General features: G+C 44.4%; 31 protein-coding genes and 1 riboswitch. Of the genes, 15 read left to right on the top strand and 16 right to left on the bottom strand.

Annotated elements, in window-relative coordinates; translation table 11 throughout:
* The first annotated feature begins 97 nt into the window (after nucleotides 1-97).
* A complete protein-coding gene (locus EDC32_RS16705) occupies nucleotides 98-1,465 on the top strand; it encodes a M28 family peptidase (protein WP_132220512.1) in 1,368 nt (455 codons plus the stop codon).
* Between the two features lie 67 nt (nucleotides 1,466-1,532).
* Here EDC32_RS16705 and EDC32_RS06115 read toward each other — a convergent pair whose 3' ends face one another.
* The 4 genes from EDC32_RS06115 to EDC32_RS06100 form a co-directional block, all read right to left on the bottom strand.
* Nucleotides 1,533-2,393 carry an AraC family transcriptional regulator gene (locus EDC32_RS06115; RefSeq protein ID WP_132220510.1) on the bottom strand — a complete coding sequence of 287 codons (861 nt, stop codon included), beginning with the start codon at nucleotides 2,391-2,393 and terminating at the stop codon, nucleotides 1,533-1,535.
* Between the two features lie 96 nt (nucleotides 2,394-2,489).
* Nucleotides 2,490-2,678, bottom strand: a complete 189-nt coding sequence (locus EDC32_RS06110) for a hypothetical protein (protein ID WP_022738269.1) — start codon at nucleotides 2,676-2,678, stop codon at nucleotides 2,490-2,492.
* Between the two features lie 52 nt (nucleotides 2,679-2,730).
* On the bottom strand, nucleotides 2,731-3,276 hold the full coding sequence (locus tag EDC32_RS06105) for a S1 RNA-binding domain-containing protein (RefSeq protein ID WP_022738270.1): 546 nt from the start codon (nucleotides 3,274-3,276) through the stop codon (nucleotides 2,731-2,733).
* Nucleotides 3,277-3,507: 231 nt separating this feature from the next.
* Nucleotides 3,508-4,122 carry a hypothetical protein gene (locus EDC32_RS06100; protein WP_132220508.1) on the bottom strand — a complete coding sequence of 205 codons (615 nt, stop codon included), beginning with the start codon at nucleotides 4,120-4,122 and terminating at the stop codon, nucleotides 3,508-3,510.
* A gap of 100 nt (nucleotides 4,123-4,222) precedes the next feature.
* On the opposite strand from EDC32_RS06100, the gene EDC32_RS16625 reads away from it, so the two are divergent.
* The 3 genes from EDC32_RS16625 (at nucleotide 4,223) to EDC32_RS06090 (ending at nucleotide 6,332) form a co-directional block, all read left to right on the top strand.
* Nucleotides 4,223-4,432 (top strand): hypothetical protein, encoded by a 210-nt coding sequence (locus EDC32_RS16625; RefSeq protein ID WP_246026859.1) that lies wholly within the window; start codon nucleotides 4,223-4,225, stop codon nucleotides 4,430-4,432.
* A 58-nt stretch (nucleotides 4,433-4,490) separates the two neighbouring features.
* Entirely contained in the window at nucleotides 4,491-4,727 is a 237-nt protein-coding gene (locus EDC32_RS16620) for a GNAT family N-acetyltransferase (protein ID WP_246026858.1), read from the top strand.
* A gap of 561 nt (nucleotides 4,728-5,288) precedes the next feature.
* Complete coding sequence (locus EDC32_RS06090) at nucleotides 5,289-6,332, top strand: tyrosine-type recombinase/integrase (RefSeq protein WP_132220506.1); 1,044 nt, start codon at nucleotides 5,289-5,291, stop codon at nucleotides 6,330-6,332.
* 100 nt (nucleotides 6,333-6,432) lie between these two features.
* On the opposite strand, the gene EDC32_RS06085 is transcribed toward EDC32_RS06090, so the two are convergent.
* Nucleotides 6,433-7,521, bottom strand: a complete 1,089-nt coding sequence (locus tag EDC32_RS06085) for an NAD(P)H-dependent flavin oxidoreductase (protein ID WP_132220504.1) — start codon at nucleotides 7,519-7,521, stop codon at nucleotides 6,433-6,435.
* A 218-nt stretch (nucleotides 7,522-7,739) separates the two neighbouring features.
* A riboswitch (Lysine riboswitch) is annotated at nucleotides 7,740-7,929 on the top strand.
* A 112-nt stretch (nucleotides 7,930-8,041) separates the two neighbouring features.
* Here EDC32_RS06085 and lysA point away from each other — a divergent pair.
* Complete coding sequence (gene lysA / locus EDC32_RS06080; RefSeq protein WP_132220502.1) at nucleotides 8,042-9,364, top strand: diaminopimelate decarboxylase; 1,323 nt, start codon at nucleotides 8,042-8,044, stop codon at nucleotides 9,362-9,364.
* 259 nt (nucleotides 9,365-9,623) lie between these two features.
* Complete coding sequence (locus EDC32_RS06075; protein WP_425460161.1) at nucleotides 9,624-9,833, top strand: luciferase domain-containing protein; 210 nt, start codon at nucleotides 9,624-9,626, stop codon at nucleotides 9,831-9,833.
* 58 nt (nucleotides 9,834-9,891) lie between these two features.
* On the opposite strand, the gene EDC32_RS06070 is transcribed toward EDC32_RS06075, so the two are convergent.
* Nucleotides 9,892-12,165: an ATP-binding cassette domain-containing protein gene (locus tag EDC32_RS06070; RefSeq protein ID WP_132220500.1), complete on the bottom strand. Its 2,274-nt coding sequence runs from the start codon at nucleotides 12,163-12,165 to the stop codon at nucleotides 9,892-9,894.
* A gap of 331 nt (nucleotides 12,166-12,496) precedes the next feature.
* Between EDC32_RS06070 and EDC32_RS06065 the strand changes: the two genes are divergently transcribed.
* Together EDC32_RS06065 and EDC32_RS06060 are read left to right on the top strand one after the other, a co-directional pair.
* Nucleotides 12,497-13,054, top strand: coding sequence for a GNAT family N-acetyltransferase (locus EDC32_RS06065; RefSeq protein ID WP_132220498.1), 558 nt, complete (start codon nucleotides 12,497-12,499; stop codon nucleotides 13,052-13,054).
* A 278-nt stretch (nucleotides 13,055-13,332) separates the two neighbouring features.
* A complete protein-coding gene (locus tag EDC32_RS06060; protein WP_132220496.1) occupies nucleotides 13,333-13,743 on the top strand; it encodes a PBECR3 domain-containing polyvalent protein in 411 nt (136 codons plus the stop codon).
* A gap of 402 nt (nucleotides 13,744-14,145) precedes the next feature.
* On the opposite strand, the gene EDC32_RS06055 is transcribed toward EDC32_RS06060, so the two are convergent.
* Nucleotides 14,146-14,250, bottom strand: a complete 105-nt coding sequence (locus EDC32_RS06055; protein ID WP_132220999.1) for a type II toxin-antitoxin system RelE/ParE family toxin — start codon at nucleotides 14,248-14,250, stop codon at nucleotides 14,146-14,148.
* A 155-nt stretch (nucleotides 14,251-14,405) separates the two neighbouring features.
* On the opposite strand from EDC32_RS06055, the gene EDC32_RS06050 reads away from it, so the two are divergent.
* The 4 genes from EDC32_RS06050 (at nucleotide 14,406) to EDC32_RS06035 (ending at nucleotide 16,667) form a co-directional block, all read left to right on the top strand.
* Nucleotides 14,406-14,996 carry a recombinase family protein gene (locus EDC32_RS06050; protein ID WP_132220494.1) on the top strand — a complete coding sequence of 197 codons (591 nt, stop codon included), beginning with the start codon at nucleotides 14,406-14,408 and terminating at the stop codon, nucleotides 14,994-14,996.
* Nucleotides 14,997-15,308: 312 nt separating this feature from the next.
* Complete coding sequence (locus EDC32_RS06045; protein WP_132220492.1) at nucleotides 15,309-15,524, top strand: hypothetical protein; 216 nt, start codon at nucleotides 15,309-15,311, stop codon at nucleotides 15,522-15,524.
* Between the two features lie 7 nt (nucleotides 15,525-15,531).
* Nucleotides 15,532-16,032 carry a GIY-YIG nuclease family protein gene (locus EDC32_RS06040; protein WP_132220490.1) on the top strand — a complete coding sequence of 167 codons (501 nt, stop codon included), beginning with the start codon at nucleotides 15,532-15,534 and terminating at the stop codon, nucleotides 16,030-16,032.
* 416 nt (nucleotides 16,033-16,448) lie between these two features.
* A complete protein-coding gene (locus EDC32_RS06035) occupies nucleotides 16,449-16,667 on the top strand; it encodes a hypothetical protein (RefSeq protein ID WP_132220488.1) in 219 nt (72 codons plus the stop codon).
* Nucleotides 16,668-16,809: 142 nt separating this feature from the next.
* On the opposite strand, the gene EDC32_RS06030 is transcribed toward EDC32_RS06035, so the two are convergent.
* From EDC32_RS06030 to EDC32_RS05995, 9 genes are all read right to left on the bottom strand, one after another.
* Nucleotides 16,810-17,583 (bottom strand): hypothetical protein, encoded by a 774-nt coding sequence (locus EDC32_RS06030; protein ID WP_132220486.1) that lies wholly within the window; start codon nucleotides 17,581-17,583, stop codon nucleotides 16,810-16,812.
* Nucleotides 17,584-17,675: 92 nt separating this feature from the next.
* Nucleotides 17,676-18,227 (bottom strand): HIRAN domain-containing protein, encoded by a 552-nt coding sequence (locus tag EDC32_RS06025; RefSeq protein ID WP_158283252.1) that lies wholly within the window; start codon nucleotides 18,225-18,227, stop codon nucleotides 17,676-17,678.
* Nucleotides 18,214-19,089, bottom strand: a complete 876-nt coding sequence (locus tag EDC32_RS06020; RefSeq protein WP_132220482.1) for a hypothetical protein — start codon at nucleotides 19,087-19,089, stop codon at nucleotides 18,214-18,216. Before EDC32_RS06020 ends, EDC32_RS06025 begins: the two co-directional genes overlap by 14 nt.
* Before the next feature lie 228 nt (nucleotides 19,090-19,317).
* Nucleotides 19,318-19,644 (bottom strand): hypothetical protein, encoded by a 327-nt coding sequence (locus tag EDC32_RS06015; RefSeq protein WP_132220480.1) that lies wholly within the window; start codon nucleotides 19,642-19,644, stop codon nucleotides 19,318-19,320.
* 265 nt (nucleotides 19,645-19,909) lie between these two features.
* Complete coding sequence (locus EDC32_RS06010; RefSeq protein ID WP_132220478.1) at nucleotides 19,910-20,308, bottom strand: hypothetical protein; 399 nt, start codon at nucleotides 20,306-20,308, stop codon at nucleotides 19,910-19,912.
* 23 nt (nucleotides 20,309-20,331) lie between these two features.
* A complete protein-coding gene (locus EDC32_RS06005; protein WP_132220476.1) occupies nucleotides 20,332-20,949 on the bottom strand; it encodes a hypothetical protein in 618 nt (205 codons plus the stop codon).
* A gap of 12 nt (nucleotides 20,950-20,961) precedes the next feature.
* Nucleotides 20,962-21,465 carry an NUMOD4 domain-containing protein gene (locus EDC32_RS06000; RefSeq protein ID WP_132220474.1) on the bottom strand — a complete coding sequence of 168 codons (504 nt, stop codon included), beginning with the start codon at nucleotides 21,463-21,465 and terminating at the stop codon, nucleotides 20,962-20,964.
* Nucleotides 21,466-21,523: 58 nt separating this feature from the next.
* A complete protein-coding gene (locus tag EDC32_RS16305) occupies nucleotides 21,524-21,670 on the bottom strand; it encodes a hypothetical protein (protein ID WP_158283251.1) in 147 nt (48 codons plus the stop codon).
* 160 nt (nucleotides 21,671-21,830) lie between these two features.
* Nucleotides 21,831-22,133, bottom strand: a complete 303-nt coding sequence (locus EDC32_RS05995) for a hypothetical protein (RefSeq protein ID WP_132220472.1) — start codon at nucleotides 22,131-22,133, stop codon at nucleotides 21,831-21,833.
* 223 nt (nucleotides 22,134-22,356) lie between these two features.
* On the opposite strand from EDC32_RS05995, the gene EDC32_RS05990 reads away from it, so the two are divergent.
* The 3 genes from EDC32_RS05990 to dnaB all read left to right on the top strand — a co-directional run bounded on the left by EDC32_RS05990 (nucleotide 22,357) and on the right by dnaB (nucleotide 25,343).
* Complete coding sequence (locus EDC32_RS05990) at nucleotides 22,357-22,563, top strand: helix-turn-helix transcriptional regulator (protein ID WP_132220470.1); 207 nt, start codon at nucleotides 22,357-22,359, stop codon at nucleotides 22,561-22,563.
* 586 nt (nucleotides 22,564-23,149) lie between these two features.
* A complete protein-coding gene (locus EDC32_RS16300) occupies nucleotides 23,150-23,998 on the top strand; it encodes a proline-rich domain-containing protein (RefSeq protein ID WP_158283250.1) in 849 nt (282 codons plus the stop codon).
* A 16-nt stretch (nucleotides 23,999-24,014) separates the two neighbouring features.
* Nucleotides 24,015-25,343 (top strand): replicative DNA helicase, encoded by a 1,329-nt coding sequence (gene dnaB, locus EDC32_RS05975; protein WP_132220466.1) that lies wholly within the window; start codon nucleotides 24,015-24,017, stop codon nucleotides 25,341-25,343.
* The last annotated feature ends 45 nt before the right edge of the window (nucleotides 25,344-25,388 follow it).

Raw genomic sequence — 25,388 nt, 5'->3', positions numbered from 1 at the left:
TTATTTTTATTCATAATATTTTAAAATATATAATCAAGAGAGGGTTTTATAAATATTGATAGAATATAGTTAATAAAAAAATAAAAGGTGATATTGAATGAAAAGGAAAACATTCAAAGTAGGTATGTCCCTCTTGCTTTCCTCTGTGGTTGTATTTGGGACTGCTTTCACCCTTCCACAAGCTTCTGTTCCTGCCAAGGCTAAACAACAAAATATATCTGGAGATCGCATATATCGCGACATCGCGTGGATGTCCAACCGTGACAATGCCCGCGTCGCCGGAACGGAAGGGGAACATCGAACTGCGGCAGCAATTGCCAAACGTTTTCGCGAATTGGGATTAGATGTGAAAATACAAAAATTCCCGTTCAAAACGTTTATTAGCCATGGGCAAGAATTGACCTTGCTTTCCCCTGAAAATAAAGCCATCGAAGCCAAAACTTTCACTTACTCCCCGAGTACGCCTGAACAAGGTCTTAGCGCTGAAGTAGCTTACGCTGGTTTAGGCAAGCCGGAAGATTTTGCCGGAGTTGATGTCAAAGGGAAAATCGCTTTGATTCAACGCGGAGACTTAACCTTCTACGAGAAAGTACAAAATGCTGCAAAAGCCGGAGCGATTGGCGCAATCTTGTATAACAATGTATCTGGTGCTTTAAACGGTACACTCGGTCAAGAAACAGATATTCCTGCTATCGGGCTGTCAGATGTGGACGGAAAACAATTGCTAGAGTTGATCGCTGCCGGGAAGCGTGTGTCTGTCACCATGAAAGTGAAAACAGAAATCTTGGATACCTACTCACAAAATGTGATCGGCACGCTGAAAGCCTCCAAAAAGGCTTCCACCAAAAAAACATTGATTCTGGGAGCCCATTATGACGGGGTGGACACTCCAGCTGCAAACGATAACGCCTCCGGCACCAGCACCATGTTGGAAGTGGCCCGTGCTCTTTCTCATAAAAAGCTTAACATGAATGTGAAATTCATTGCGTTTGGTGCGGAAGAAGCCGGGTTGGTTGGTTCGGAGTATTATGTTCAATCTCTGCAAGACAAAGACAAAGCAAACATTGTCGGCATGATCAACATGGATATGGTTGGTGTTGGAGACACCTTTAACATTCTCACGGCTTCCCCTGATGCCAAATCCTTTGTAGCTGATCACGCCGCAAAACTGGCGGATGAACTCAACTTGCCGTATGAACGCGGATATTCAACCAGAAGTGACCATGCTCCTTTTGAAGATGCCGGCATTCCCGTCGCTTTCGTTCATGTATCTGAAGATCCCTATTATCACAGCGATGAGGATACATTGGACAAAATCCAAAAAGATATGCTGAAGAAATCTGGCACGCTCGTGGTCAATCTCATCAAAGAGATCGCCGGCAAACCAAAACAACCGGTAGGCAAGCCGGCCCATGGTATGAAGGAAATTCGTGGATTGAAACATGAATTTCCCGCAGCGAAGTGATGAAAAGGCTTCTGTCCAATTGGAGGACAGAAGCCTTTTTTGCGTTCTTCAATGAGTATGAATACGATCATTGATCCCCTTTCTTCATGATAGGAACCCAAAGCTCATTGCGATGTGCCTCTCTTGGAAGATAGCATTCGATTGCCGGCAAATGAGCCAGTTCATATGCTGAAGTCGGAACCCATTCAGTGTACAACCGCTTCCAGATTTCTTGCAATCTTTCCGGTGGCCCGTCTATGTCAAAGACAGCCCACATGGTTGGCGGAAAATCCAAGGAGGTCATCCCTTTCGGCGGCGTTTGGTCAGAGACGACAGCCATAATATAGTCAAACTCTTCATTCGCGCCAAAGTCACCATCAGCGCAAACGCCCAATATCCCTTGCAATGCATGATTGTTCATACGCATTTCCCACAGTTTTGTCAAAAGCCCTTGCTCTGTTGCACCAGCCCATATCTGAGGCACAGTGTGAAATGCGTCTTGGGTACGGATACGCTCGCGAATTCCTACGATTGAAAATTCGCTTAACGTTTCGATCCTGTAATTTAACTCAGTCACTCCTTTGATGGTCAGTTGGAAGGAAATGCGGGGGTATGCTTTCAATTTCGTTCCGGCTTTTCTCGCCTCAGTTGGAGTTAGGCCATGTAGGGCATGAAATGCGCGGGTAAACGCTTCCGGCGAATCATAGTTGTATTTAAGCGCCAAATCGATCACTTTGATACGACTGTTCTGCAATTCAAATGCCGCCAAGGTCAAGCGTCGGCGACGTATGTACTCTGACAGGGGCACATCCGTGATGTATGAAAACATGCGTTGGAAGTGATAAGTGGAACAACAGGCAACTCTGGCTGCTTCTGAGTAAGAAATATCTTCTGTGATGTGTTCTTCAATATAAGTAATCGCATCGTTCATCTTATTAACCCAATCCATTTTTATCCCCCTTTGAAAGCAAGTATAAGCGTACAACAAATCAAAAGCCGTGCATTCATTGCACGAGAATGCACGGCTTTTGATTGCTTTGATCATTTATTTTGCTTCCATCCACATTCCATGGATCATGACGGATTTGATTACCCACTGGTCGCCGTCTTTGATGCACGGAAAACGGATGTTCTCGCCCGGATGATAAAGGTACAGATGGTCTGCTGTCTGCAATATGACCTGGCTCTCTCGAATCAATTGGTGGATGTCATGGCCAGAAAGCTTTTTCCTCAATCTTTCCTCTACCCGTTCCCGCAGATGGCGGGTGAAGTGGAAACGAACCGGGTCAAAGATGATTCCCCCTTTGCTCCATCTCCTTAAGGAAATGATGGACCAGGTCCCGCTTAAAAGTGGGCAAGGCCTTCATCATGGCCATGGTAAAATGAAACACGCCCATCTTCCGCACCATCGCTTCCACTTTTTGTTTGGACTCTTCCGAAACTAACCCGAATTCTTTGGAAAGATACTGGATGATTTCCTGAATCTCATCCGCAGGTGGTTGTTGCTCGGGTAAGGGAGCTTTGATACTGGCCAAAACTTGAAAGGGGTTTTCCTTTTTGTCATGATACGCCAGACTGAGTTCCAGCTTATTATCTTCTTTGACTTGGCGGATTTCCGCTTCAATGATTTGCTGGGTATGTAGTTCCACATGTTCAGGAATTTGTGAGATATGAATCAAGCCTGAGGCCATATGCTCGTCTTTTGTCACTGCAAATGCGCCGTAATCAACCAACTTAGTTATACGAACCTGCACTCTGTCCCCGGGTTGATACGGGAGTTCCTTTTTTTGAGACTTATACAGATGATTCAAGATGTTCTGATCAATACTCATGAATATTGTTCACTCCGATAGTAGTTATTTAAACGATTATATCATGTTGTTTAATCTGTATCAGTCTAATAGAAAATATTACATACGACACTTTCTATTTGAATATGAATAAAAGAATGATGTTTCAGAAATTGGCAACTACGAGACTTTTCTACCATTCGATTCGATTGTTTTAAAAAAAGATCAAGGCATGCCTTGATCTTTTGTGTTTGCATTGTATCCTGCACCGCTTCATTTGTCAACGGTAAAAAGACGTTTAAGCAAAGCAACCTCTTCCTTACTGTAAGACCGTTCAATTCGCTTGATCACCTTCTCATTGAGTGGAGTTCGTACAATGAACGGAATCTTAGATTGGAGGACTTTTTCGTGAATCATGTTGATTTTCGCAGCATCGAACTCCTCGCTCAACAGATCGATCGACGATCCATCTTTGAAGGTGAGAGTGTATTCAAAATAAAGGTTTCTCGCGGAGGCTTTGCCGATCCAATCCGCAGTCGCCGACTTAATGTCCGACCATGCGTAAACTTGGTCGTTCACAGTGATTTTTTGGTGATCCACCCGTATGCCATAATCGAAATTTTGATAATACTTGAAGCCCGCAAACAACAATACGGGGATGCCGACAATCAGCCAAAACATCCGGGCACGTCGGTTCCAATAGAGAGAAAATAACAATGCCACACTAGCGAGCGCAAATAAAAAGATATAGCCGATTACATCTCCAGAGAAATACAAAGCCCCTTTTTCATATTGCCTCGTTTCCTGCCATCGGTGCATTCCATAAAACAATCCGGCAAAGAGAAGTATGTGCAACGGAATGTGCCAAATCCTGAATTTTAATAGCAACTGTCCAACCTCCTAATTAAGAGAACTGCCTCTTTATCGTAAGCGATGATTGCGATTTCGACAATCTGTGTCATAATCATGCTGAAAGGAGAGTGAGTGTATGTATCATAGACGATTACAACCGAATGAGCTGGATGAATTATTGGCGAAGATCGGTAAAGAAAGTAATCTGCTTTACTTCACCTATCTCACGGTCAGACGGCAACAAACAGTCCATTACGGACAATTCTCATCAGATGGCCGCTTACTGGGTGTGCTAGCCTATCTGTATGGATTGCCGTTTCATGCTTTTTCGTATGCATTATTTTAGGAAGAGGTTTGTATCCGCTCCCTGCTGACTTATCTCAAGGAAGAATTAAATCTTCCCGATGGAGACGTCGGGAGTACCTTTTTATGATCCTGTCTATGTCGAACTTGGCAATATCGGGACAACGGTGAGCCGAAGAAGGCAAGGTTGGGGGCGGATCATTACAACGGAGTTGACCCGCCGAGCGAGAGAATACTCTTCAGATGTGTACTTGTATGTGTTTGATGACAATGTCCCCGCCATTCGCCTGTACGAATCTTTGGGGTACCGATTGGTTTCCAAATTGCAACGGTTGTAATTTTCTCTCTGATCTACAAGATATTAACAGATGATTCGTTTTATATATTTATTGTGAATTCAACAAGAAAAACAATGACCTTCAGTTTCGATTTTACTATAATAATAGTTGGTTAACGAAAGAATCGTTTCGTTAACCAATACGGCGAAAAAATAGGCTCTTTAGCATCTGCCAGGGCTACTAATCCTGTTGTGGCATCGTCATTGCAAGTCGGTTTCCCTTGCGGAGTGAAAAAATGGATTGTATCCACCCGGTCTCTGTCGTAGCTACAAGGTCAGCAACTTGATAATAAGAATGGAGGAGCGATGTTTTTTATGAGGTTCTCTCGTTACCCCCCCATTACGTTGCAAAACCATACGAAAAATTAATCGGCGGAAAGCCGAAAGTCCAGGAATACCAAGACTTTTGGCGGATTATATGATTTTGTAAACCAATAGCGACCGAAAAGGCCTTTTATTTTTCGTCTGAATCCCATAGGTCTCCCCAATTTTTCATTTTTGACTTCTTTTCCAAACATACTAACCTGTTTTTTATCATAATTCACACCGGAGTGAAGCAACGATGAAATACTTATCACGCAAATTACCAGAAAATATCAATCGCTTAGCCATGGAACTTCCTGAAGATGTCCAAGAGTACATATTGGAGATGATCAGTGCCGACCGTTCCATCGAAACAGTCGCGGCGTATGTATACGACTTTAAACTGTTTTTTGATTATTTGGAAGAACATGGGCACGAACTTGAAGATGTGACCGGTCGCACGATCAAGCGCTTTTTTCGATATATCGAACATGGGTATGAGCGCAAAGTAACCAGAAAGATCAATGGAAGAGTTGTTGAAACAGTACAGGTGCGGGAGAATTCGCATGCGGGCAAAAATCGCAAACGGGCTTCGCTCCAATCCCTGTTTCGGTATTTGGTTAAATGCGGAGCGCTGGATCGCAACCCCATGACTGAGTTTGAGGATGTGACATTACGCGCCCGCAACAAACAACGCGTTCCCGTTTTTTTAACGCATGATGAAGCCTTGCGTTTGGTTCACAGTGTCCATGACTTCTTCGATATGAGAAACTACAAACGCTTGAGCTGGCTGCGGTATCGGGATCTGGCCATCCTCCTCATTTTTCTTAATACCGGATTGCGCGTTTCTGAGTTAGTGCGCCTCGATACAACCAGCATTCAAGAACAGAAAGGGACCGTTCGTATCGTTGTTTTGGGTAAGGGGAACAAAGAGCGGATGCTAAAGCTGAACAACACCGCCACCACCGCTCTCAAGGATTATATGGCGGTACGGCCTACCCCGGCACCAGGACATGAATCAGCATTGTTTTTAAATCGGAACGGCGGTCGGATCAGTCGCGTCTCTATCAATAAAATCATCAACAAATATGTGAAAGAAGCGGATTTGCCTCCCAAAGCAAAAAACATTTCGCCACATAAATTGCGTCATACACTGGCTACCCTCTTGCTCTCCAACGGCGCCAATATCCGCGTAGTGCAAGAAATTTTGGGCCATTCCTCCATCAACACAACGCAGATTTATACACACGTTGTCAATGATCAAAAGGATGAAGAGTTGGATCGCCTGGATGAATTGATGTAACTAAGGGATGTCTCTGTACAGAGACGTCCTATTGCAATCCCTCCATGTTTATAATGCAAACCAATCTGAAATAGATTGCAGTTTGTTATTTTTGTTTATTTCATTTGTCAATTCCCTGTAGTTTCAACATTCTGATAATAATGTCTGTTTCCTGGGCTAATCGATTTACCAGTTCCTGGGCGCTCTGTTGTCTCGCCAATCGGATACCTTGCCCTGCCCACATTGACATCCACTCTGGCCGTAATTGCTCTGCTGCTGCTTTGCGGATGTGTTGTGTCAAAACATGCTGTAATGGATACGGCAACGTCTCAGGCAACTGTTCGGCTAAATCCATTAGCCTGTTGCGCAAGCCGCGCACTGCTTTTCCGGTAATTGACGAAGTCACGGCAACCAGTTCTTCGGAAGCCACGATAAGCGCTTGTTTATATAATGGATGGGCCCCGCTCTCTTCGCATGGGATAAACGCCGTTCCCATCTGCACTGCAGAAGCCCCCAAAGCAAAGCTGGCAGCGATTCCTCTGGCATCCATAATCCCACCAGCGGCAATAACTGGCACCCTGACGTGATCGGCCACCTGTGGAACCAATGCCATGGTGCCAATCATGGCCTCGTGATAAGCGTGGGCAAATGTACCTCGGTGCCCACCGGCTTCACTCCCCTGTGCCACAACGGCGTTGACGCCGAGCCGTTCCAATTGCATGGCTTCATGTACCGTAGTAGCAGTGCCCATGACAAAGATGCCTGCTTTTTTGCATTGTTCCATCTTTTCGGAAGGCAATAGGCCAAAAGTGAAACTGAAGACAGGAACCCGCTCTTCCACGACGACGGCAAATTGCTCGTCAAATTGGTCCTGATAATCGATCGTCAGTTGTTCCGCATCTATCCCCAATTCATCACAAATTGGCTTGAGCTGCCCGATGAGATCCGTTAAGCTTTTTTCATCTACATGCGTTGGTTGTTCAGGAATAAAGAGGTTGACGGCGAAGGGCTTGGATGTCAGCCTGCGGATCTGCTTGATCTCCGCTCGCAGTTTCGATGGGGACAAATATCCGGCGCCCAATGAGCCGAGCCCACCGGCATTTGACACGGCTGCCACCAATTCGGGAGTCGTCACTCCTCCGGCCATTGGTGCTTGGATAATCGGATACTGAATGGAGATGGCAGACAACAGCGTTTTGCATTGATGCATGATCGATCATGCCCCTTTCTTTGCTCATTCCAACCATATTGTAACAGACCATTGCTATTTCGATTTTTCAATCCCACCCAGCCATGCTCTGCTATTACAGTGAGTAAGCATTAAAAGGATTGTAAAGAATCCGTTTTCCTCTTCACACCGTCGCCATAGCATGCTATACTAAGACACATTAAATGACAACTGCATAAAACAAAACCTCATCATGGCTTTGATGAGGTAGAGGTTGCGACTTTTATTAGTACATGACCTGAGATCCAGAGAAGATCGGTGACGGCCATGGAAAGGAAAAGTCGCCGAAGTTTCCCTGCATTCTCTGGGCAGGGATGCTGGGTCTGTACCCGAACAGGGGCAGAACTGTCACGCATATTCATTTAATATGCGTGGTGTGCTATCTTCAGGAGATATGGTTATGGTGCGGTTTTGATAAGGGATGCCGTCTATAGTCAGATGGTATTTTTTAATTGCCCGACTATACTCTCCTAATATCAATTGCTGATTAGGAGGTTTTTTTATGCGCTTAACCGGCACGAGTCACATTGGCAGTCAAGGCCATCTCACCATTGGCGGATGCGATACGGTGGAATTGGCTAAAACCTTTGGAACCCCACTCTATGTTTATGACGAAGCATTGATCAGGGAAAACAGTCGCCGTTTTGTCAAATCATTCGAACAAAGCGGATTTACTTTTCAAGTCGCTTACGCCAGCAAAGCATTCAGTTGCATCGCGATGGCGCAACTGGCAGCCGAAGAGAATCTCTCTTTGGATGTGGTCTCAAGCGGAGAATTGTACACTGCCCTCCAAGCTGGATTTCCCGCCGAGCGCATACATTTTCATGGTAACAACAAGTCGGAAGAAGAATTGCGGATGGCGCTTGAAGCAGGCGTAGGCTGTTATGTTGTAGACAACTTTTATGAGATGGCTTTACTCCATGATTTGGCTTCCGCATCCGGCATACAAGTCAATGTGATGCTTCGCCTCACGCCAGGGATTGAAGTGCACACCCATGAATACATCGCTACCGGCCAAGAAGATTCGAAATTCGGTTTTGGTGTGACTGATGGTCAGGCGATGCTTGCGATCCGGCAGGCATTAGCGAAAACGCATTTCAATCTATTGGGTATTCATGTCCACATTGGATCACAAATTTTTGATACTACAGGATTTGTTGAAGCGATCAAGGTCATTCGGGAATTTTTGGACAGCGTGCGGCAAGAAACCGGTTATGAGGTGAAGGTGCTTAATTTGGGCGGAGGGTTTGGCATTCGGTATACCGATGAAGATGATCCGGTGGAAATCGAAACCTTCGTGGAAACAATCACGCAAGAGGTGGCAGCTGCCTGGTCCAAACGCAACTTGCCAAACCCGGAAATTTGGATTGAACCGGGGCGCGGTATTGTGGGGAATGCTGGCACAACTCTATACTCCGTAGGCTCAATTAAGCAGATTCCGGGGATTCGCACATATGTGGCGGTGGACGGAGGCATGACCGATAACATCCGACCCGCCCTTTACCAAGCGAAGTACGAAGCGCTACTGGCCAATAAAGCGTCGATGGAGGCAACTGAAACCGTCTCGATCGCGGGCAAATGTTGCGAAAGCGGAGATATGCTTATTTGGGATATCGATCTGCCACAAGTAACAAGCGGAGACATCCTTGCGGTTCTCTCCACTGGAGCCTATGGCTATTCCATGGCCAGCAACTATAATCGCCTCCGCCGCCCCGCCGTCGTCTTTGTTCGGGATGGTATCGCCGACTTGGTGGTGGAACGGGAAACATATGAAGACCTGGTCCGCCATGATCGCAAAAGATCGGTTTTGTCCAACATCATCTAACGTCTTAGCAAGAACCCGTTCATCATCGGGTTCTATTTTTTTGGGTAACTCCATGCAATGATTAATATATTTTTTCGTATATTAAGTTTAGTAAATTTTGTGAAAGGGAATGGATTTACTAAGCAAGTTATTCATTCCTTCAAGGAGGGGGGCTACTCATGATACTCGAAGCGTTGAGACGTGAATTGCTCAGCTGGGATGGTGTACCGAACATGTCCACCGGTTTGGAGGCGTAGAATTTTGTTATCAGAACAAAGAGTTGGGTCATCTGCACGGTGAAAAACACGCTGATTTCCTGTTTCCCAAATCGATTCGCAACGAGCTCGTTGCTTCCGGGGTGGCTGAACCGCATGTCGTTCCTGATTCGGGTGTGAGTTTTTGGATTAAAGGAGAACAAGATCTCCCTCAACTTATCAAACTGTTCAGAATGCAATATGACCGATTGGCTTGGAAGAACAACAAAAACTGAATCATCCGAGGGAAGGCAACCATTCATCACAGGTTGCCTTCTCTTTCATCTGTTTTTCTTAAAATGAACTTAATGCATTGCTTAAGTATTTTCCAGTGATCGACTGTTCCGCATGAATTATCTGCGAAGGGGTGCCCTCAAACACCACCTGTCCCCCTTTGCTGCCTCCGTCTGGTCCCATATCGATAATCCAGTCCGCTTGGCTGATTACATCGAGGTTGTGTTCGATAACAATCACCGTATTACCGGCATCCACGAGACGGTTCATGATCCCCAACAGATGACCGATATCTGACATGTGCAGGCCGGTCGTCGGCTCGTCCATCACATAGATGTTGCCCTTTTTATGCAATTCGCTTGCCAGCTTGATGCGCTGACATTCCCCACCCGAGAGCGTACTGAGTGGTTGTCCGAGTGTAATATAGTTCAGCCCCACATCGCTCAACGTCTGGAGCTTACGCACAACCTCTTTGAGGTGAAAGAATTCCAATGCCTGCTCTACAGTCATCTCTAGCACTTCAGCGATGGATTTGCCGTTGAATTTGTATGCGAGTACCTCATCCTTAAATCGTTTGCCTCCGCATTTTTCGCATGGTAACTTCACACTGTCGAGGAATGCAAGGTCGGTATATACAACTCCCAACCCTTTGCAGTTCTCACAAGCTCCCTTAGAGTTAAAGCTAAACAAGCCTGGGCTGACCTTGTTCGCAGAAGCAAACGCCTTGCGCACATCATCCATAATGCCTGTATAGGTTGCGGGGTTTGAGCGTGTCGATACGCCTACCGCCGATTGGTCGATGACGATCGCATCCGGATGCTGGCTGAGAAATACCTTGTTAATCAGTGTGCTCTTGCCTGATCCGGCGACCCCTGTAACTACTGTCAGCACTCCGGTCGGAATATTTACACTCACCTTCCGCAGGTTGTGAAGTGTGGCATCCTTGATGGACAGCTTACCGGATGGTTGCCTGCAATCGTGCTTCAGCTGAAATGGCCGTTTCATATAGGTTCCTGTCAGTGTGCCGGACTCCAGCAGACCTTGGAAACTCCCTTCATACACGATGGTGCCACCGCGACTACCGGCATGAGGCCCGACGTCGACGATATGATCCGCTACCTTAATCACATCGGGATCGTGCTCAACAACAATCACCGTATTGCCCTTGTCACGCAACTTCTGAAGTAACCCATTTAATCGATGCACATCACGGGGGTGCAAACCGACACTGGGTTCATCAAAAATGTAAGTGACATCCACCAGACTGCCGCTTAAGTGTTTCACCATCTTCACACGTTGCGACTCACCGCCGGACAATGTATCCGTCTCGCGATCCAGCGTCAAGTAGTCAAGCCCGATATCCACCAGATGTTGCAACCGTTCCGTCAGCGACTTGACAATAGGAGCGGCAACCGGATCGTCGATTTCCCGGATGGTATGGATGAGCTGTCCCACTTCCATGGCGGACAAATCCGCAATGTTGAGACCGTTGATCTTGCAACTGAGAGCGGCTTGACTGAGTCTCGCGCCATGGCAACTGGGACAGATCCCCTCAGTAATAAAAGGCGCCACAGCTTTTTGTGTACGCTCGGATTTGGTTTTCACATCTTGCTTAATGTATTTGTTGGTGAACTTTTCAATGACACCTTCCACTGTAATATTAGTCGCCTTGCCTGCAAAATCCATTTTTACTTTTCTTGCTTTGGCGTATAGCAAGCGCTCCAATTCTTCATCCGAATAATCGCTCAGCTTCTTGTCGAGATCAAATTCTCCCGTCTGTGCGATGATATTCCATTCCCAGCTGTTCACTGAATAGTCCGGTAGCAAAATCGCCCCTTCATTCAGTGATTTTGACATGTCCAGCGCTTTACTCATATCAACGCTCAGTTTGCGACCGATCCCATTGCACTCGGGACACATGCCTTGAGGATCGTTAAACGAGAACATGTGCGGTTGTCCAATATAAGGTTGTCCCACTCGGGAGAAAAGCAGACGGAGAATGGGAGAAATATCCGTAATCGTACCAACAGTGGAATGAGAACCGCCACCCAGCCGCTTCTGATCCACAATCACAGCCATGCTCAGATTCTCGATTGCGTCTGCATCCGGTTGCGGAACCCGCGGCAGAAAGGTACGGACGAACATACTGAAGTTTTCGTTCAGCAGGCGTTGGGATTCAGCGGCGATGGTATCAAAAACAATGGACGATTTGCCGGAACCGGACACACCGGTAAAAATAGTGATTTTTCGCTTAGGAATGCGCAAGGATACGTTTTTGAGATTGTTTTCCCTGGCACCCGAGATGACGATATACTCCTGATGAGATTCGCTCATACTTTACATCCTTTCGATCATGATAAAAGCGAGACCGGGATCGATAGATTTTGTTGATTCAAATCTTATAGTGCAAGTAAGATTGTATCAAAAAACGCAAATCACCGTTTAGGATTTCTCTATTTGCTATACTTCCTCAATTTCCACATGAAAATAAGGCAATGGCGATAAACAAATGACTATTCTATCCTTGTCGCTTGTGAAAAGGAAGCGCCTTCTAAGAAGCTTTGAAGTCATCTATCACAATGCCTACGCTTCCATTTACAACGAAAACATTTCCAAAAAGATGATGATTCTGTATAGTGAATATCGTTAAAGGAGGAAGATTCCCATGCACATACCTATCCGTTTTCTGGAAGGAAAGCAAGTCTATCTGCGTCCGGTCAGTGTTGAAGATGCCGAGTTGTACCATCGCTTTTTGTTTGATTCAGAAACAAGGCGGCTCACCGGCACGCAAAAAAGCTTTACCTTGGAACAAGTACGACAATATATCGAAGCCAAGAATCAAGACTCATCCGGGGTGCTTCTGTTGATTGCCCTAACTGAAAGTGATGAGGTGATTGGGGACATCCAGTTGTTAGAGATCTGTCCGATCAACCGTAGTTGTTATATCCGCATCGCCATCCAAAACCACACACATCAAGGAAAAGGGTATGGCACGGAAGCAATGAAACTTATGTTGGACTATGCTTTTGGTGTCCTGAATTTGCATCGGATTGAATTAAATGTCTTTGCGTTCAATGCACGGGCCATTCACTTGTATGAGAAATTGGGATTCAAAAAAGAAGGGGTGCAACGCGAGGCGTTATTTTACAATCATCAATATCACGATTCTATCATCATGAGCATACTGGAGCATGAATACCGTGAACGCTATGTCAACCAATAAGGGGTAGAGGGAGCGAAGACCGATTTTGGTGCCATCTCTCCAGTAAATGGAAAATGACTTGAGTCCAAATGGGAACTCCAAGTCATTTTTTATTGTTCCGAATTTTGTTTTGGTATTGGAACTTCCTGTATTTTAACCTTTGTCCTTGCCCAAAAAATCAAGGCTCCGTATACTCAGATCAGCTTTAACGAAATTTATTGATACTTTCTTATTTTTGCCCACTTCCAATAACTCCATGTTATACTAATTACATCTAAATAAAGAAAAGAGCGGTAAACATGTCTACATCTAAATTTACCGTAAATCCCAACTCTAAAAAAACACAAATCATCGGAATACTCCCGCAAAAAATATTGGATCACTTTAATATTCAATGTCCATCGGCCGAAGTAAAAATTTTCCCTGGTGCAATTAAACACATAAAAAAGCGACATCCTGGAATCTTTGAACAATACTATGAGCTAATCCCAGACATCATTGAGTCTCCTGATTATGTAGGACAAAACCCAAGAGAACCTTCAACATCGGTTGAATTAATCAAATTAGTTTCGGAACATTTATTATTGGCTGTAAAATTGGATCCATCCGGTTATCTGTATGTTTCTACCCTTTATGATTTGAACAACGGTATGATCAAAGTGCAAAAACGTTTAAAGTCAGGCCGACTAATTCCGTTTAACCAGTTGTAACAATCTGCTTTTTACCCTATAATGGGATTACGGAGTACAAAGGGAACAACTTGTTTAATGTTTCCTAAACGGACTATAAAATGCCGTTTCGGCGTAATCTATAATATGGATTATTGAGGTGGGAAAGGTTCCCCACGCGCTTGCCAGCACGTTGATCCTTATGGCAAGTCACCAGAGATGCAGGATACGCCGCCCTGCCAATAATCCATAACACAAAAAACTCCTTCGATTTTATCGGAGGAGTTTTTTATATTATGAGCTGGTCATATACTTATGCCACCTCATCAGGTTCCTGTTTTCATGTCTATTAATTGAACAAGACAGGGACTTCCATCATCCACATAAACCGTCATTTAGATCAATTTTGACGTTTTGATAAATCGTTTCAACTCATTATAAAAGTTAGGCCAGCTCATAACTAATCCCTTTATATTTGATGTCGTAACCATAGACACCAGCAAGATCACCTGTTTTCGCTTCCCCAACGTAAGGATGATGTAATTTAATATCGAAACGATCTGCTTTTACAGATTGTTCAGCAGGAACGTCAAATTGTTTTTTATCTCAATTGGGTAGACCCACTTGAGACACTTTTTAAAACGCGGTACAATCAGTGTTGAGAGTGTCCCAAATACATATCCCAAAATAGGAGGTGGTTTTGCGTGATCTATGGATACGCTCGCGTCTCCACGGTAGACCAAGAGCTCGAAGCTCAGATCCTGGAGTTGCAGCGATACGGTGTTGACAAGATCTATCAGGAAAAGGTGACAGGCACCAAATTGGATGAGCGGAAAGTTCTTCGCCAGTTGATCGATGACGCCCAACCTGGTGACAAAATTGTTTTTACCAAGCTTGACCGTTTCGCCCGCAACCTTCTAGATGCCCTGAAGCTGATGGAAGAGCTCAAAGCCAAGCAGGTCGATGTGGTCATGTTGGACATGAACGTCGACACCTCCACCCCTGCCGGTGAATTGATCTTCCGGATTTTCGCCGCTGTTGCTGAATTTGAAGTCAAACGCCTGAAAGAGCGACAACGCGCCGGGATCGAACTGGCCAAAAAGCGTGGAGTATACAAAGGTCGTCCACGGACTTACACCGACAAGCACAAGGGGATGCAGCACGCCCTCAAATTGGCCAAAGAACGCGACCAGAACGGCCTCACGATCCGGGAGATCTGCGAAATCACCAAAGTTAGCCGCGCCGCTCTATATCGTGAACTCCAAAAGGAGAACAGAAAAAATGGAGAAAACTGATTTCGTCACAATCATCAAGCCTTCCCAATTCAACAAAGACAAAACGATAATTCAATGTGCCGTTTGTAAGGAAAGTCTCCCGATATGTAAATTATCTTATAAAGGCTTTTGATAAATTAGGACATAAACAATATGATTTGATTATATCTCAAGAGGAGTTTATAGAGCAGTTATACGTTTGATTACATAAACCGCTGGCCCCCGTTGTGGGGTGTCTCTTTATTTTCTTTTTAACTCTTCTGAAAAAAAGGTTGACATGGTATCCATGGTATACCATAATTAAGATATGATGTAATTAAAGGGGGTGAATTTGTGGAACGTAAGCGCCAACGGCGTGGCAATAAAGAGCGTAGCTTTATTGATCTAACTCCATCCGAATGGGATGAAATCGATCATTTCATCGAGGAATTTACTGTTGCACGACGCCAAGGCATGAGCCAAAGTGAATTTTTTTCGCTATTGCTCGCATTAGGTAAAGAGCAACTGAAGAAACGATTGGAGGAAGAGAAAGGAAAAACGAGGGAGTAAGGCATCAATGACAGTGGGCATCTATCGTTTTTACAACAAAGTAACTGGCAGAAGTTATGTGGGGCAGAGTAAGAACATTGAGGAAAGAATTAAACAACACTTCACAAATATACGTTCCAAGCACACATATTCAGATACCTACAAAAAAATGAAAGAGGACTTGGAGAAACACGGAAAAGAAAGCTTTGCTTATGAAGTCCTGGAAGAATGCACAGTAGACCAGTTGGATGATCGAGAAGGATACTATGCTTACCTATTCGATGTATTTGACTCAGAAAAGGGATACAACACGGATTATTGGCGTATGAAGAGCTACGAAAGTTATTACCGTAAATTCAATCCTATTTCTGAAGAAGAAAAAAATCGAATGAGGTTTAAAGTTTATACAGACAACTATGTAAGGTCAGGAAACCCTGCGAGCCCAGTAAACTTGAGAAAATTCTTTGTTGAAATACTCGAACCACCTAATAGGGGTTCCGCCGTCAAAACGCGGATTTTCCCCGCTTAATAGCAAAAAATTTTCAAAAGAAGTTGAACTGATTCACAAACAGCTTAGAATAGAAGGGTATCACTCTCCAATTCATCTTGAATCACTTGAAAAAATTATTCCACTATTAGATGAATATCGAAATCTCTATGATCAATTATCTCGTCTATCAGCAGAAATTAGAAAAGAAATTGAAAAGATGGTTGGAATAGATCAGAATGATCAAATATAGTCTGCAGACAACCTGGTTAGAGCCGAACGAAAGAACCCCCGGCAGGCAACCGGGGGCAAAGTCAAACAGAGTTTGAGAAAACGTACTATCTCCTAATTATACTTGCTGAGAGGAGAAGAGCAAAGATGACAACAAAAGTCACTCTTTTTCAAATCATAAAAAATATCTGCGCCGCACTAAAAAAAGAGTGGGAGGAAGAGCAAATATGATGACAAAAATCGAAGAATACTTGTTCCGCCGGATTTTCGATGTTGTTACTATCCCAAGTGAGCTCAATCGGATCGCAGCTGAAGAGGAAAAAAAGGGGCAACAAGTCAAGCGCGGTGTTGGTGGTAGTGTGATAGTGGAACTAACAGATGGGGAAGTACATTTTATTCCGTCTGGACGCGGCATTGAGTGTATCATTTATCGAAAAAATAACTAAGCGCGCAATTTCGTTCCTCTCGATCATCCAGGGTCGGGAGGATTTTATTTGCACTTTAATTGCTCATCTCTCATTGATGATAATATCAACAAAGATGGATGAAAAAATAACAACAAAAAAACCACGTGCAATTGCACCTGGCTTACAGCAAACGATAATAGAAACGTTGTCTGTTGTCGTGATTGCCGCGATTTTTATATGGTTTCTCATGTTTCTGATATAGCTGTAGTACCATTTGTAGAAACGGGCCCAGTTCTTTGGTCACTGACTTTTCTGCCATGATCCGAATCTCGCTTTCCATGGATGATTTGTCTACTTCTGCAAACAGATTGATCTTTTCGCCTTCACGCAATGCCTTAACTGATGTATGCCCTTGCCGCAACGCAAACACCTGATGGATGATTTCTCTCAATTGATCATCGTTAAAGTGCTCATGAAGAAAAATGGCCACATGATTGACTTCTGGTCGGACTGATTTGTAGGGTTTCCGAAAGCCCGCTTTTACCATCGCCTCATGCGCACTCAACTGTCCTTTGACCACTTTTTCATATAGCTCCGGCCTATCCTTTTTCAGCCGGCGCAACGCTTGCTCTTTGGACGTACCGGATGGCCGATCAACAAACTCCTTGGCTTTTACACGGCGAATTCCCTGATGGTTGATCTTCAACGCTTCATTGATCAAGCTGACCACATATGTATCATGCCGGCAGATTTGCAACAGATCCTTTACACGACAACCCAAATACGCCTGGCAAAACTCTTCAAAAATCCTTACATCGGATCCGTGCAACCACTGCTGATCTTCAAGCAAATCCTTTAAGCTTTCGGCAATCACATATTTTAAATCCCCTTGGTTATCGCCAGCTTGCATCGCTTTTTTTATGATTGCAACCGGCTTTCGCAAATCACGATTCATAATATAATCTCCTCTTTGATTATAATATCAACAAAGTTAGGTTCTGATGTCACGCCGTTGTGCCACCAGATAAGCTGGTGACACGCGGGACCTTATCCCGCTTGGCCTTCGTTTTCGCCCTTTAACACATCATACAATGAGATGTCCCACAGATATGAGAGTTTGATCTTCACGCCCATCCATTCATGCAGCACATCCCCGTTCCAATCTTCGACAGACTCTTTTTCAATGCTTCGGATTTTGATGTCAATCTGTTCTCCCCTATCCAATAATGGGGCCAATCTGAAAGCTTGCCAGCGGTGAAGGTAGCCAATCTGACACCATTGATCTTCAATCAGTGCATGAACGGCAATTGCGTTTTCATCATAGATGTTATCAGGTTCGCGGACTAGCCGCAACGGAGTCTCGGTTGTCATCTTGGCAACGAGCTCCTGCCGATTTTCATACGGCACGCCGGCCACCCGGGTATCCTCTTCCTGCAATGTTTTCCCTTTGACCATCTGAATTTCGATTTTGCCTGGCTGACAGTCCAAGACTTGTTCTGGATACAACTTGGCCAATCGCTCTTGGTGCAGCCGGGCAAACTCTTCAACCAACTCCGTTTTTCCCTCAATCGTCACTTGATACCGGTTATGCATTTTCATTTTGTCCACTCTCCTCAAAGAAGATAATGATCTTAATGCCTGTCCATCGAACCACGCTGTCTCTTCCAAGTTCCCGTTTCCCTTCCCATTCATCTATAAGCTCAGTAATCTTTGCTACCACTTTCCTACCTGCTTGTATCAATGAAATTAGCCTTTTGCTAATGGCCGGATGCAAACGACCAATTGTTACCGGTAACTCCAAGTTGGCTTGGACATAGATCTGATTGTCAGTCGCCACATGCAACTGTACCGGGCTTTCTTTATCTAACTGGTTGATCACTTCCTGATAATGCTCGCAATCCAGCAAACGAGTCCATAGTTTTCGGACAGATTTTTTCTTGGCCAAAACCAGTTTTGCCTCTCCCCATCTCCAGTTGCTTTCATGACGATCATACTCGGGAAACCGGCAAATGGCTTGAATGTACTCGTTCTCATCCTCTTCTTGAACATCCCTAAACGTCACAGTAATCAAGTCGTCCGGTGACAGGAGAAGATTGGTCCACTCCCACGGCTCGGAAGCATACGATTTGAACTTGACTTCCTCTCGCCACTTCATTGGTTTGATGACCTTTCCCCAAAACTCCTTTTCTTCTTTTGACAAAAGATAAGTAGCCATCTCTTCCCGCCGATCGTACTCACCACAGTAATAGTTCCGGCGGTTTCCTATGAACCGGAACTGAACAGGCTCTTCTTGCTCCGTTGGCAATCGAAAGCCATAACGCTCACATTCATCCCATGTGACATAACCATCAATTCGTTGATATCCATTGTAATGTTTGTACACTCCAACATAAGGTTTACCAGATTCTTTCACCTCCTCCGCTGTGTATCGAGTCTGCCCATTTTTTAATGTCCAAGGCATTCTTCATTGCTCCTTCCATTTGGAAAAATTGTTTGCGATTAGAAAATTAGCATGAAACAAAATCTAATGTCAAAACATTTTTTATTTTCGGTATATGGATGATGAGCAAGAACCCTTGATTTTATTGGGTATTTTTCATCGAAAAAAATTTTCTTTGCATCTTTAGGGTTGAAACAAAGATGAATAAAACTGCAAAGAAACAGCGACCATTAAGTCGCTGTCTTATCTTCACTCTGAATCATCCCTATGTATATCCATTTTGTTATTGCACTCAAGCAGTGTTAGCAAACCTTCGATTTCTTTGACAACATCCTGATCTCCTAGCTGTTGAAGCCTGCTTTTTGCGGCATCTAAGAGGGATAGCATTTCTGGTACTTTAGATATAGCGTGAAGGCTGGCCAGCATTTCATTTAAATCATAATCGTTAATCCACACAGTAGCAATTTCCTTCTCGCCGTCTTCCCAATCGGAATATGCCCTTACTTCAAAAACTCCAAATGACTTATATGCCTCACTAACATCATAAACTTTCCAAGGCCCTTCATAATATTTCATTGTGATTTATCACCTGGCTATTTTATAAATAAATGTGTTCATTAAATCATAATATCAATAACCGGTTGTATGAAAGTAGGGAGAAAGTAGGGGATTTTGCGAGTTTTGCGAGTTCAGCCTCCCTCCTCTCATGTATGCCCTGTCGCCTTCTCCACGTCAGAAGTGGGATTTGGCACACATTTTCTTTGAAAAGGAGAGAGGTTAAAGCATGTTCTTCTCCTCTCTCCTTGATAAAGAATTTTAAGTCTGACTTATAAAACGGCCACTAAAAGAAACTTAATTGCTCAGCCATTTCTTCAACTGCATCGGCCGGCAATTCGCTAAACTTGACCAATCGCTTTACACGCACATCCCAAACTCCACCGCCACTGGCCACCAATAGTGTCTCGTTATCGATATAGTGGAAAGCGTAGTACCAGTTGCAGTTGCTGAACCGATTCACGCCAAACAGCAAAACCTCATTCCCATATTCGTCATGAGCAATTCCCTCGAACCTCAGATAGAACCCATCCTGCATCTCGAAACTGGAACGTTTCTTTTCTCCCAACTGTTTCACGAACTCGCTAGGCACCAAGATGCCATCTCCCAGTTGAATCTCTTTTCTCTCGATCTGATCCACTGCAACCGTGGCATACATCGCGCCGCCATAAATGCCAATTTCCATACGAACCCCTCCTATGATGGGAATCAATCATCATCATTTTCCCTTTCTGGACGAACCGGGCCGGTCCATTTCTGGTGATAAAGCTGCATCGGTTGAAGCACTTTTTTCACATCCTCTGGATATACATAAACCTTACCCACTTCCACATCCTCGAACGGACAATACCTTCTCTTCTTGCGATATCTCTCCAACTTTTTGACCACATCCTCTTCATCCCATAAGACAAAAATCTTTGTTCCATCTTTGAGGACAATGATCCCGATCTGCTCTATGTTTTTTCGAATAGATGGATCTAACTCAGAAAGCATGATCTCCCGCTGAGATACACATCGCCGGCAATACATGCGATCATGCCAAATATAGACCGGCAAAGGAACTGTCTTTCCACAGCTACTACACTTCGGACAATCTATTTCATCAGAAAGGAAAAGATCATGCTCGGTTTTCTGGTTCAATTTCTCCATATCTATTGACAGAACCACTCCATCATCTCGGACAATATCATTTTTAAAATCCTCTTCTTCTGCGTACTCATCATAGTCATCATACTCTTCGTCATAACTGTCTTGAACGTCTGGATCAACGAAGAGATCACGTCCCACTCTGACAACACCTTTGGCAATTCCTTTAAGTAAATTCATGAACATCACCACCTATATCTCAAAAGAAACGATCTTCTTAATGGTCTGTTTTGAAACACCAAACAGCTGCGCCAACCCCTTAATGCCATACTCTTGGCTACCCTTCCTGTACATCAACCGAATGTCGGTGATATCCTGTGGCGTGAGGGTTGCCAGCTCCCGCTTTACAACCACCGAGACTGGGTAAGTGTCTTCCCTTGCCACCCACTCAAGATTGGCCGCTGCGCAATTGAGGGGGTTCCCATCTTTATGCTGGACACACTCATATCCCCACGGATTGATCAGGAAGGCCCGGGCAACCAGGTGCTTCACCGGATAGGTATTCACATAGCCGCCCTTCCTCAAAGTTACGATCAGCCGGCCGCCGCGAAAAAATGGTTTGAGGATCCGCTCTTGGTTCACTCGGCGAATCCCACGGCGATCACGGAAGACACGATGAACCGAGTTTACCTGGCCAAGATTACTGACTTTATAAAAGCCTTCATAACCTTGAATCCACTTCCATGCCTCCTGCATCTTGCCTCACCTCAAAAGCAAACGGGCTCCCGCCAAATGACCGAAGCCCTTTCTGTAATCAACAAAACAATCCTGGGTACCGTTCTTCCAACTCATCTTTTGATGTATCACCTGAGAAAAAGCCCACAATGGCTTCGCCAAGTTCTTTTTCTTTACGCTTGCCATCGAGGGACTTCACATCTTCACGATCGTCGTTGCCCCACATGGTCAAACCTCCTGATTTTGTGATACAATGTCGCTGAAATGACTTTTCACAACGGCCTTCTCTGATGTGCAAGATCAGAGGGGCCTTTTACTTTTTTGGCTTCGGCTGTCCCTGAGGACTGGTCCAGTCATCCATATCGATCTCCATGATGATCCGGTCATCATCCTTTGCGAATCGCTTCACCACAATCACCTCCTTCCTCATCCACAAACAAACCCTCTTCAAAAATCAGCTCATCCCCCAAGATTTCCTTCAGTGCTTCAATCTCCGGCGTTCCAACCTCTTCAGCAGTGCCCCACTCAGCGTCCGCGGCCTGCTTGTAATTCTCAAGAGAAAGTCGCTTCGCCTTTTTGGTAGCTTCCTTCAGGTTAGAAGCCTCAACTACTACACAACCAGGCTCACAAATCATCTCTCCAGAAGCGTCATACAACGTCGTCTCCACATACCAAAGCTGTTTTTTCATTTCGTTACCTCCTGTTGATCTTTCTCATCCTTGTGGTCGATGGTTGGCAACAGGTCTTTGTTGCGCGGTTTTTCAGTTGATTCAGCCTTTTTATTCAAGTGATCAGCTCCTTTCATTCATTTATAGTCATTATAACTTACCCATTAACGGGTAGTCAATACGTATTGATTAATTATCTTTGGTGAGTTATACTAAGTCTGACACCTAATAGGAGGAAGTCAAAGTGGTTAAGAAAAAGAAATGCATATTGGCCCGAATTCTTAAAGAAAGAAACTGGTCCCAAATGAAATTGGCAGAGGAATCAGGGGTTTCACAAAGCGTTATATCGAGATATTGCCGTGATGCCTCCACTTATAGCGTTGACTACCTTTTCGCAATAAAAGAAGCCTTAGAACTTCCTTCAATCGAAAGTCTGTTTGAAGACAAATAAAAAACCATGTAGGATTTCCCCACATGGCCTTGAATGGAGTTGATTTAAAAGGCGGACTAATTGCGGACAAAATACGGACCTTTTTGGAGCATTTTTGATGCATAATTGAAGAAGCAAATTTAAAGCAAATGTTAGTCAAAAGTTGACGTACATCTTGTCCAAATCTATGGTAAGCTAATATCCAAATACATCGAATTAATTGAAAGTAAAAATAAAAAACAAAAAGCGACCTACCCGCCGCCAAGCAAGATAGGTCGCTCGAGAAATACTATCAACACCTTCAGTGTACCTATTTTGGTCACGTTGGTCAATAAACCAATCGTGTCGATTATAGGCGCATTACAGGAGTTCTCGGGCAAAATCCTCTTTCTTGTTTGTGGTTGCGGGATCGCAAAATGGGAAGGGGATTTTTTATATGGCGTTTTTTCCGAGTTACAGGGACCGCTTCACACGCACGCCAAACGTATTCTTCGACATAATCGTGAAAGAAGGAACAGCGAACCAAATTCGACTGGTCGGTTATCTTATCAGACAAACGATCGGATACAACAGAGAGGCAAAGTGGGCAGCGGTTTCTCGTAGCACTTTGATCAAAAAAGCAGGCATCTCTAACACACGTGTAACCGAAACAATCAATGGATGCGAAAAAAACGGATGGGTTCTCACCTTCGAGCAAGGCGAAAACGGTAAACAGGAACGTTACATATTTTTAAACGATCCACTGAACCAATGCATCGTTCAAGGATTGAAAAAAGGATGCTTTGCCATCACCGATCTCGAATATTTGAATCTTGCCGGCATCAACAAACTCCTTGAAAAACATAAACTCTTGCCCACCCCTCCCGAAACGGGAGAGGAACAAATGTTCCCCCCTCCCGAAACGGGAGAGGAACAAATGTTCCCCCCTCCCGAAACGGGAGAGGTACCCCCTCCCGAAACGGGAGAGGTACCCCCTCCCGAAACGGGAGAGGTTGACAAGGTCGCAAATCAAGAGGGCCAACGGGATTCGCAATCTCTAAAAACAAACTCTAAAAACAAATTTAAAAACAAACAAACAAACGGGGATTGTTTGTTTGATAAAAAAGTTGAACAAGAAGCAACCGAATTTTTAAATTATGCTTTACAAAACAAAATGAACGTTCAGTCAGCTCAAGCAACAAAAAAAAGATACTTGGATGCACGTGGGAAAGGGATCGGCCATGAAATTCTGATGAATGGGCTTAAAGAAGCATATCAGCGTCATAAGCAAGCTACTTCACCTGTCAGTGTAATTCAAATTGTGATTGGAAATCATATCGCGGCAGAAGAAGCGAAAAAAGTGGCAGAAGCAGAAGCGACAGAAAGAGAAAAACGCCATCAGGAAACAAAAGATTTGGCAAGAAAGGCTATGATCATGGCCGGAATCGATCCGGACACCTACGCTGGTGCGCTATAACAAAAAAAAGGGAGAGATGAACATGATGATGGACAAATTGCCACCACACAGCATGGAAGCGGAACAGGCCGTCTTGGGGTCGATCTTGCTAAATCCTGATTGTATTCATGATGTCGCATTAAGCCCGGATGACTTTTATGTCCGGGCCCACCACATTATCTTTCAAACAATACGAGATATTTCAGATACAGGGCGGCCCGTTGATTTAGTCACCTTGACAGCAGAGTTACAAGGACGGAAACGGCTAGATGAAGCTGGTGGCGTAATTTATCTAAACGAGCTGGCAAGTACTGTGCCTACTGCGGCTAATGCAGAACACTACGCCAAGATAGTAGAAGAGAAAGCTATGTTGCGGCGACTGATCCAGACAGCAGAACAAATATCTGCAACCGGTTATTCTGCAGAAAATCCTTACAATGTATTGAGTCGAGCGGAAGAGATGCTGTTGAATGTCACAAATCGGGCTTTTGAAAGCAAAACAAAGACAAAGGGAATCAACTCCATCCTTTCTCAGTGCAATGATAGGTTGACGGAACGGATCGAAAACCCCGGCAAAATTCAAGGGTTATCAAGCGGATTCCCTTGTTTGGATAAACGGCTTCTCGGTTTCAAACCGGGTCAATTGATTGTCTTAGCGGCCCGGCCAGCAATGGGAAAATCAGTGTTGGCGTTGAATATAGCGGCGAATGTGGCTGTACGAGGGAATGGATCAGTGACTTTTTTCAATCTGGAAATGAATGAAGATGAACTTGGAAACAGGTTGATTTGTAGTGAAGGGAATCTTGATTCAGGCGCTTACTATTCCGGGCGCTTTACCCCTGAGGATTATGAGAAGTATTCAGGGGCGATGGCAACTCTATCTGATAAAAAGCTGATGGTCAATTCAAATCCGGGTATTACAGTGCCTGAGATCAAGGCGGAGTGCCGTAGGATTAAACGAGAAAGCGGACTTGATTTAGTAGTTGTGGACTATCTTCAACTAATTTCCAGCGACGGGTACAATTCTACTCGAAATGAAGAAGTGAGTCGGATTTGCCGGGCATTAAAAGTCATGGCACTTGAACTAGAAGTTCCTGTAATCGCGCTGTCACAGCTTTCCCGTTCCGTTGAACAACGGCAAGACAAACGCCCCATGCTTTCCGATTTGAGGGATTCCGGATCTATTGAGCAAGACGCGGATGTGGTCATGTTCTTGTATCGCGATGATTACTACAACGAGGAATCCGAGAAGAAAAATATAGCTGAACTGATCATCGCGAAACAACGATCAGGGCCGGTCGGAAAAATCGAATACCTTTTCTTGAAAAACTATAGCAAGTTTTTGCCTCTGGAGATACAAAGGTAAACATCAGACTGCCTGCGGGCGGTCTTTTTTATTGCGTCCAAAAAT

Origin of the sequence: Laceyella sacchari (assembly GCF_004343255.1) — a bacterium.
GTDB classification, from domain to species: domain Bacteria; phylum Bacillota; class Bacilli; order Thermoactinomycetales; family Thermoactinomycetaceae; genus Laceyella; species Laceyella sacchari.
This window is presented reverse-complemented; position numbering and strand designations above follow the sequence as displayed.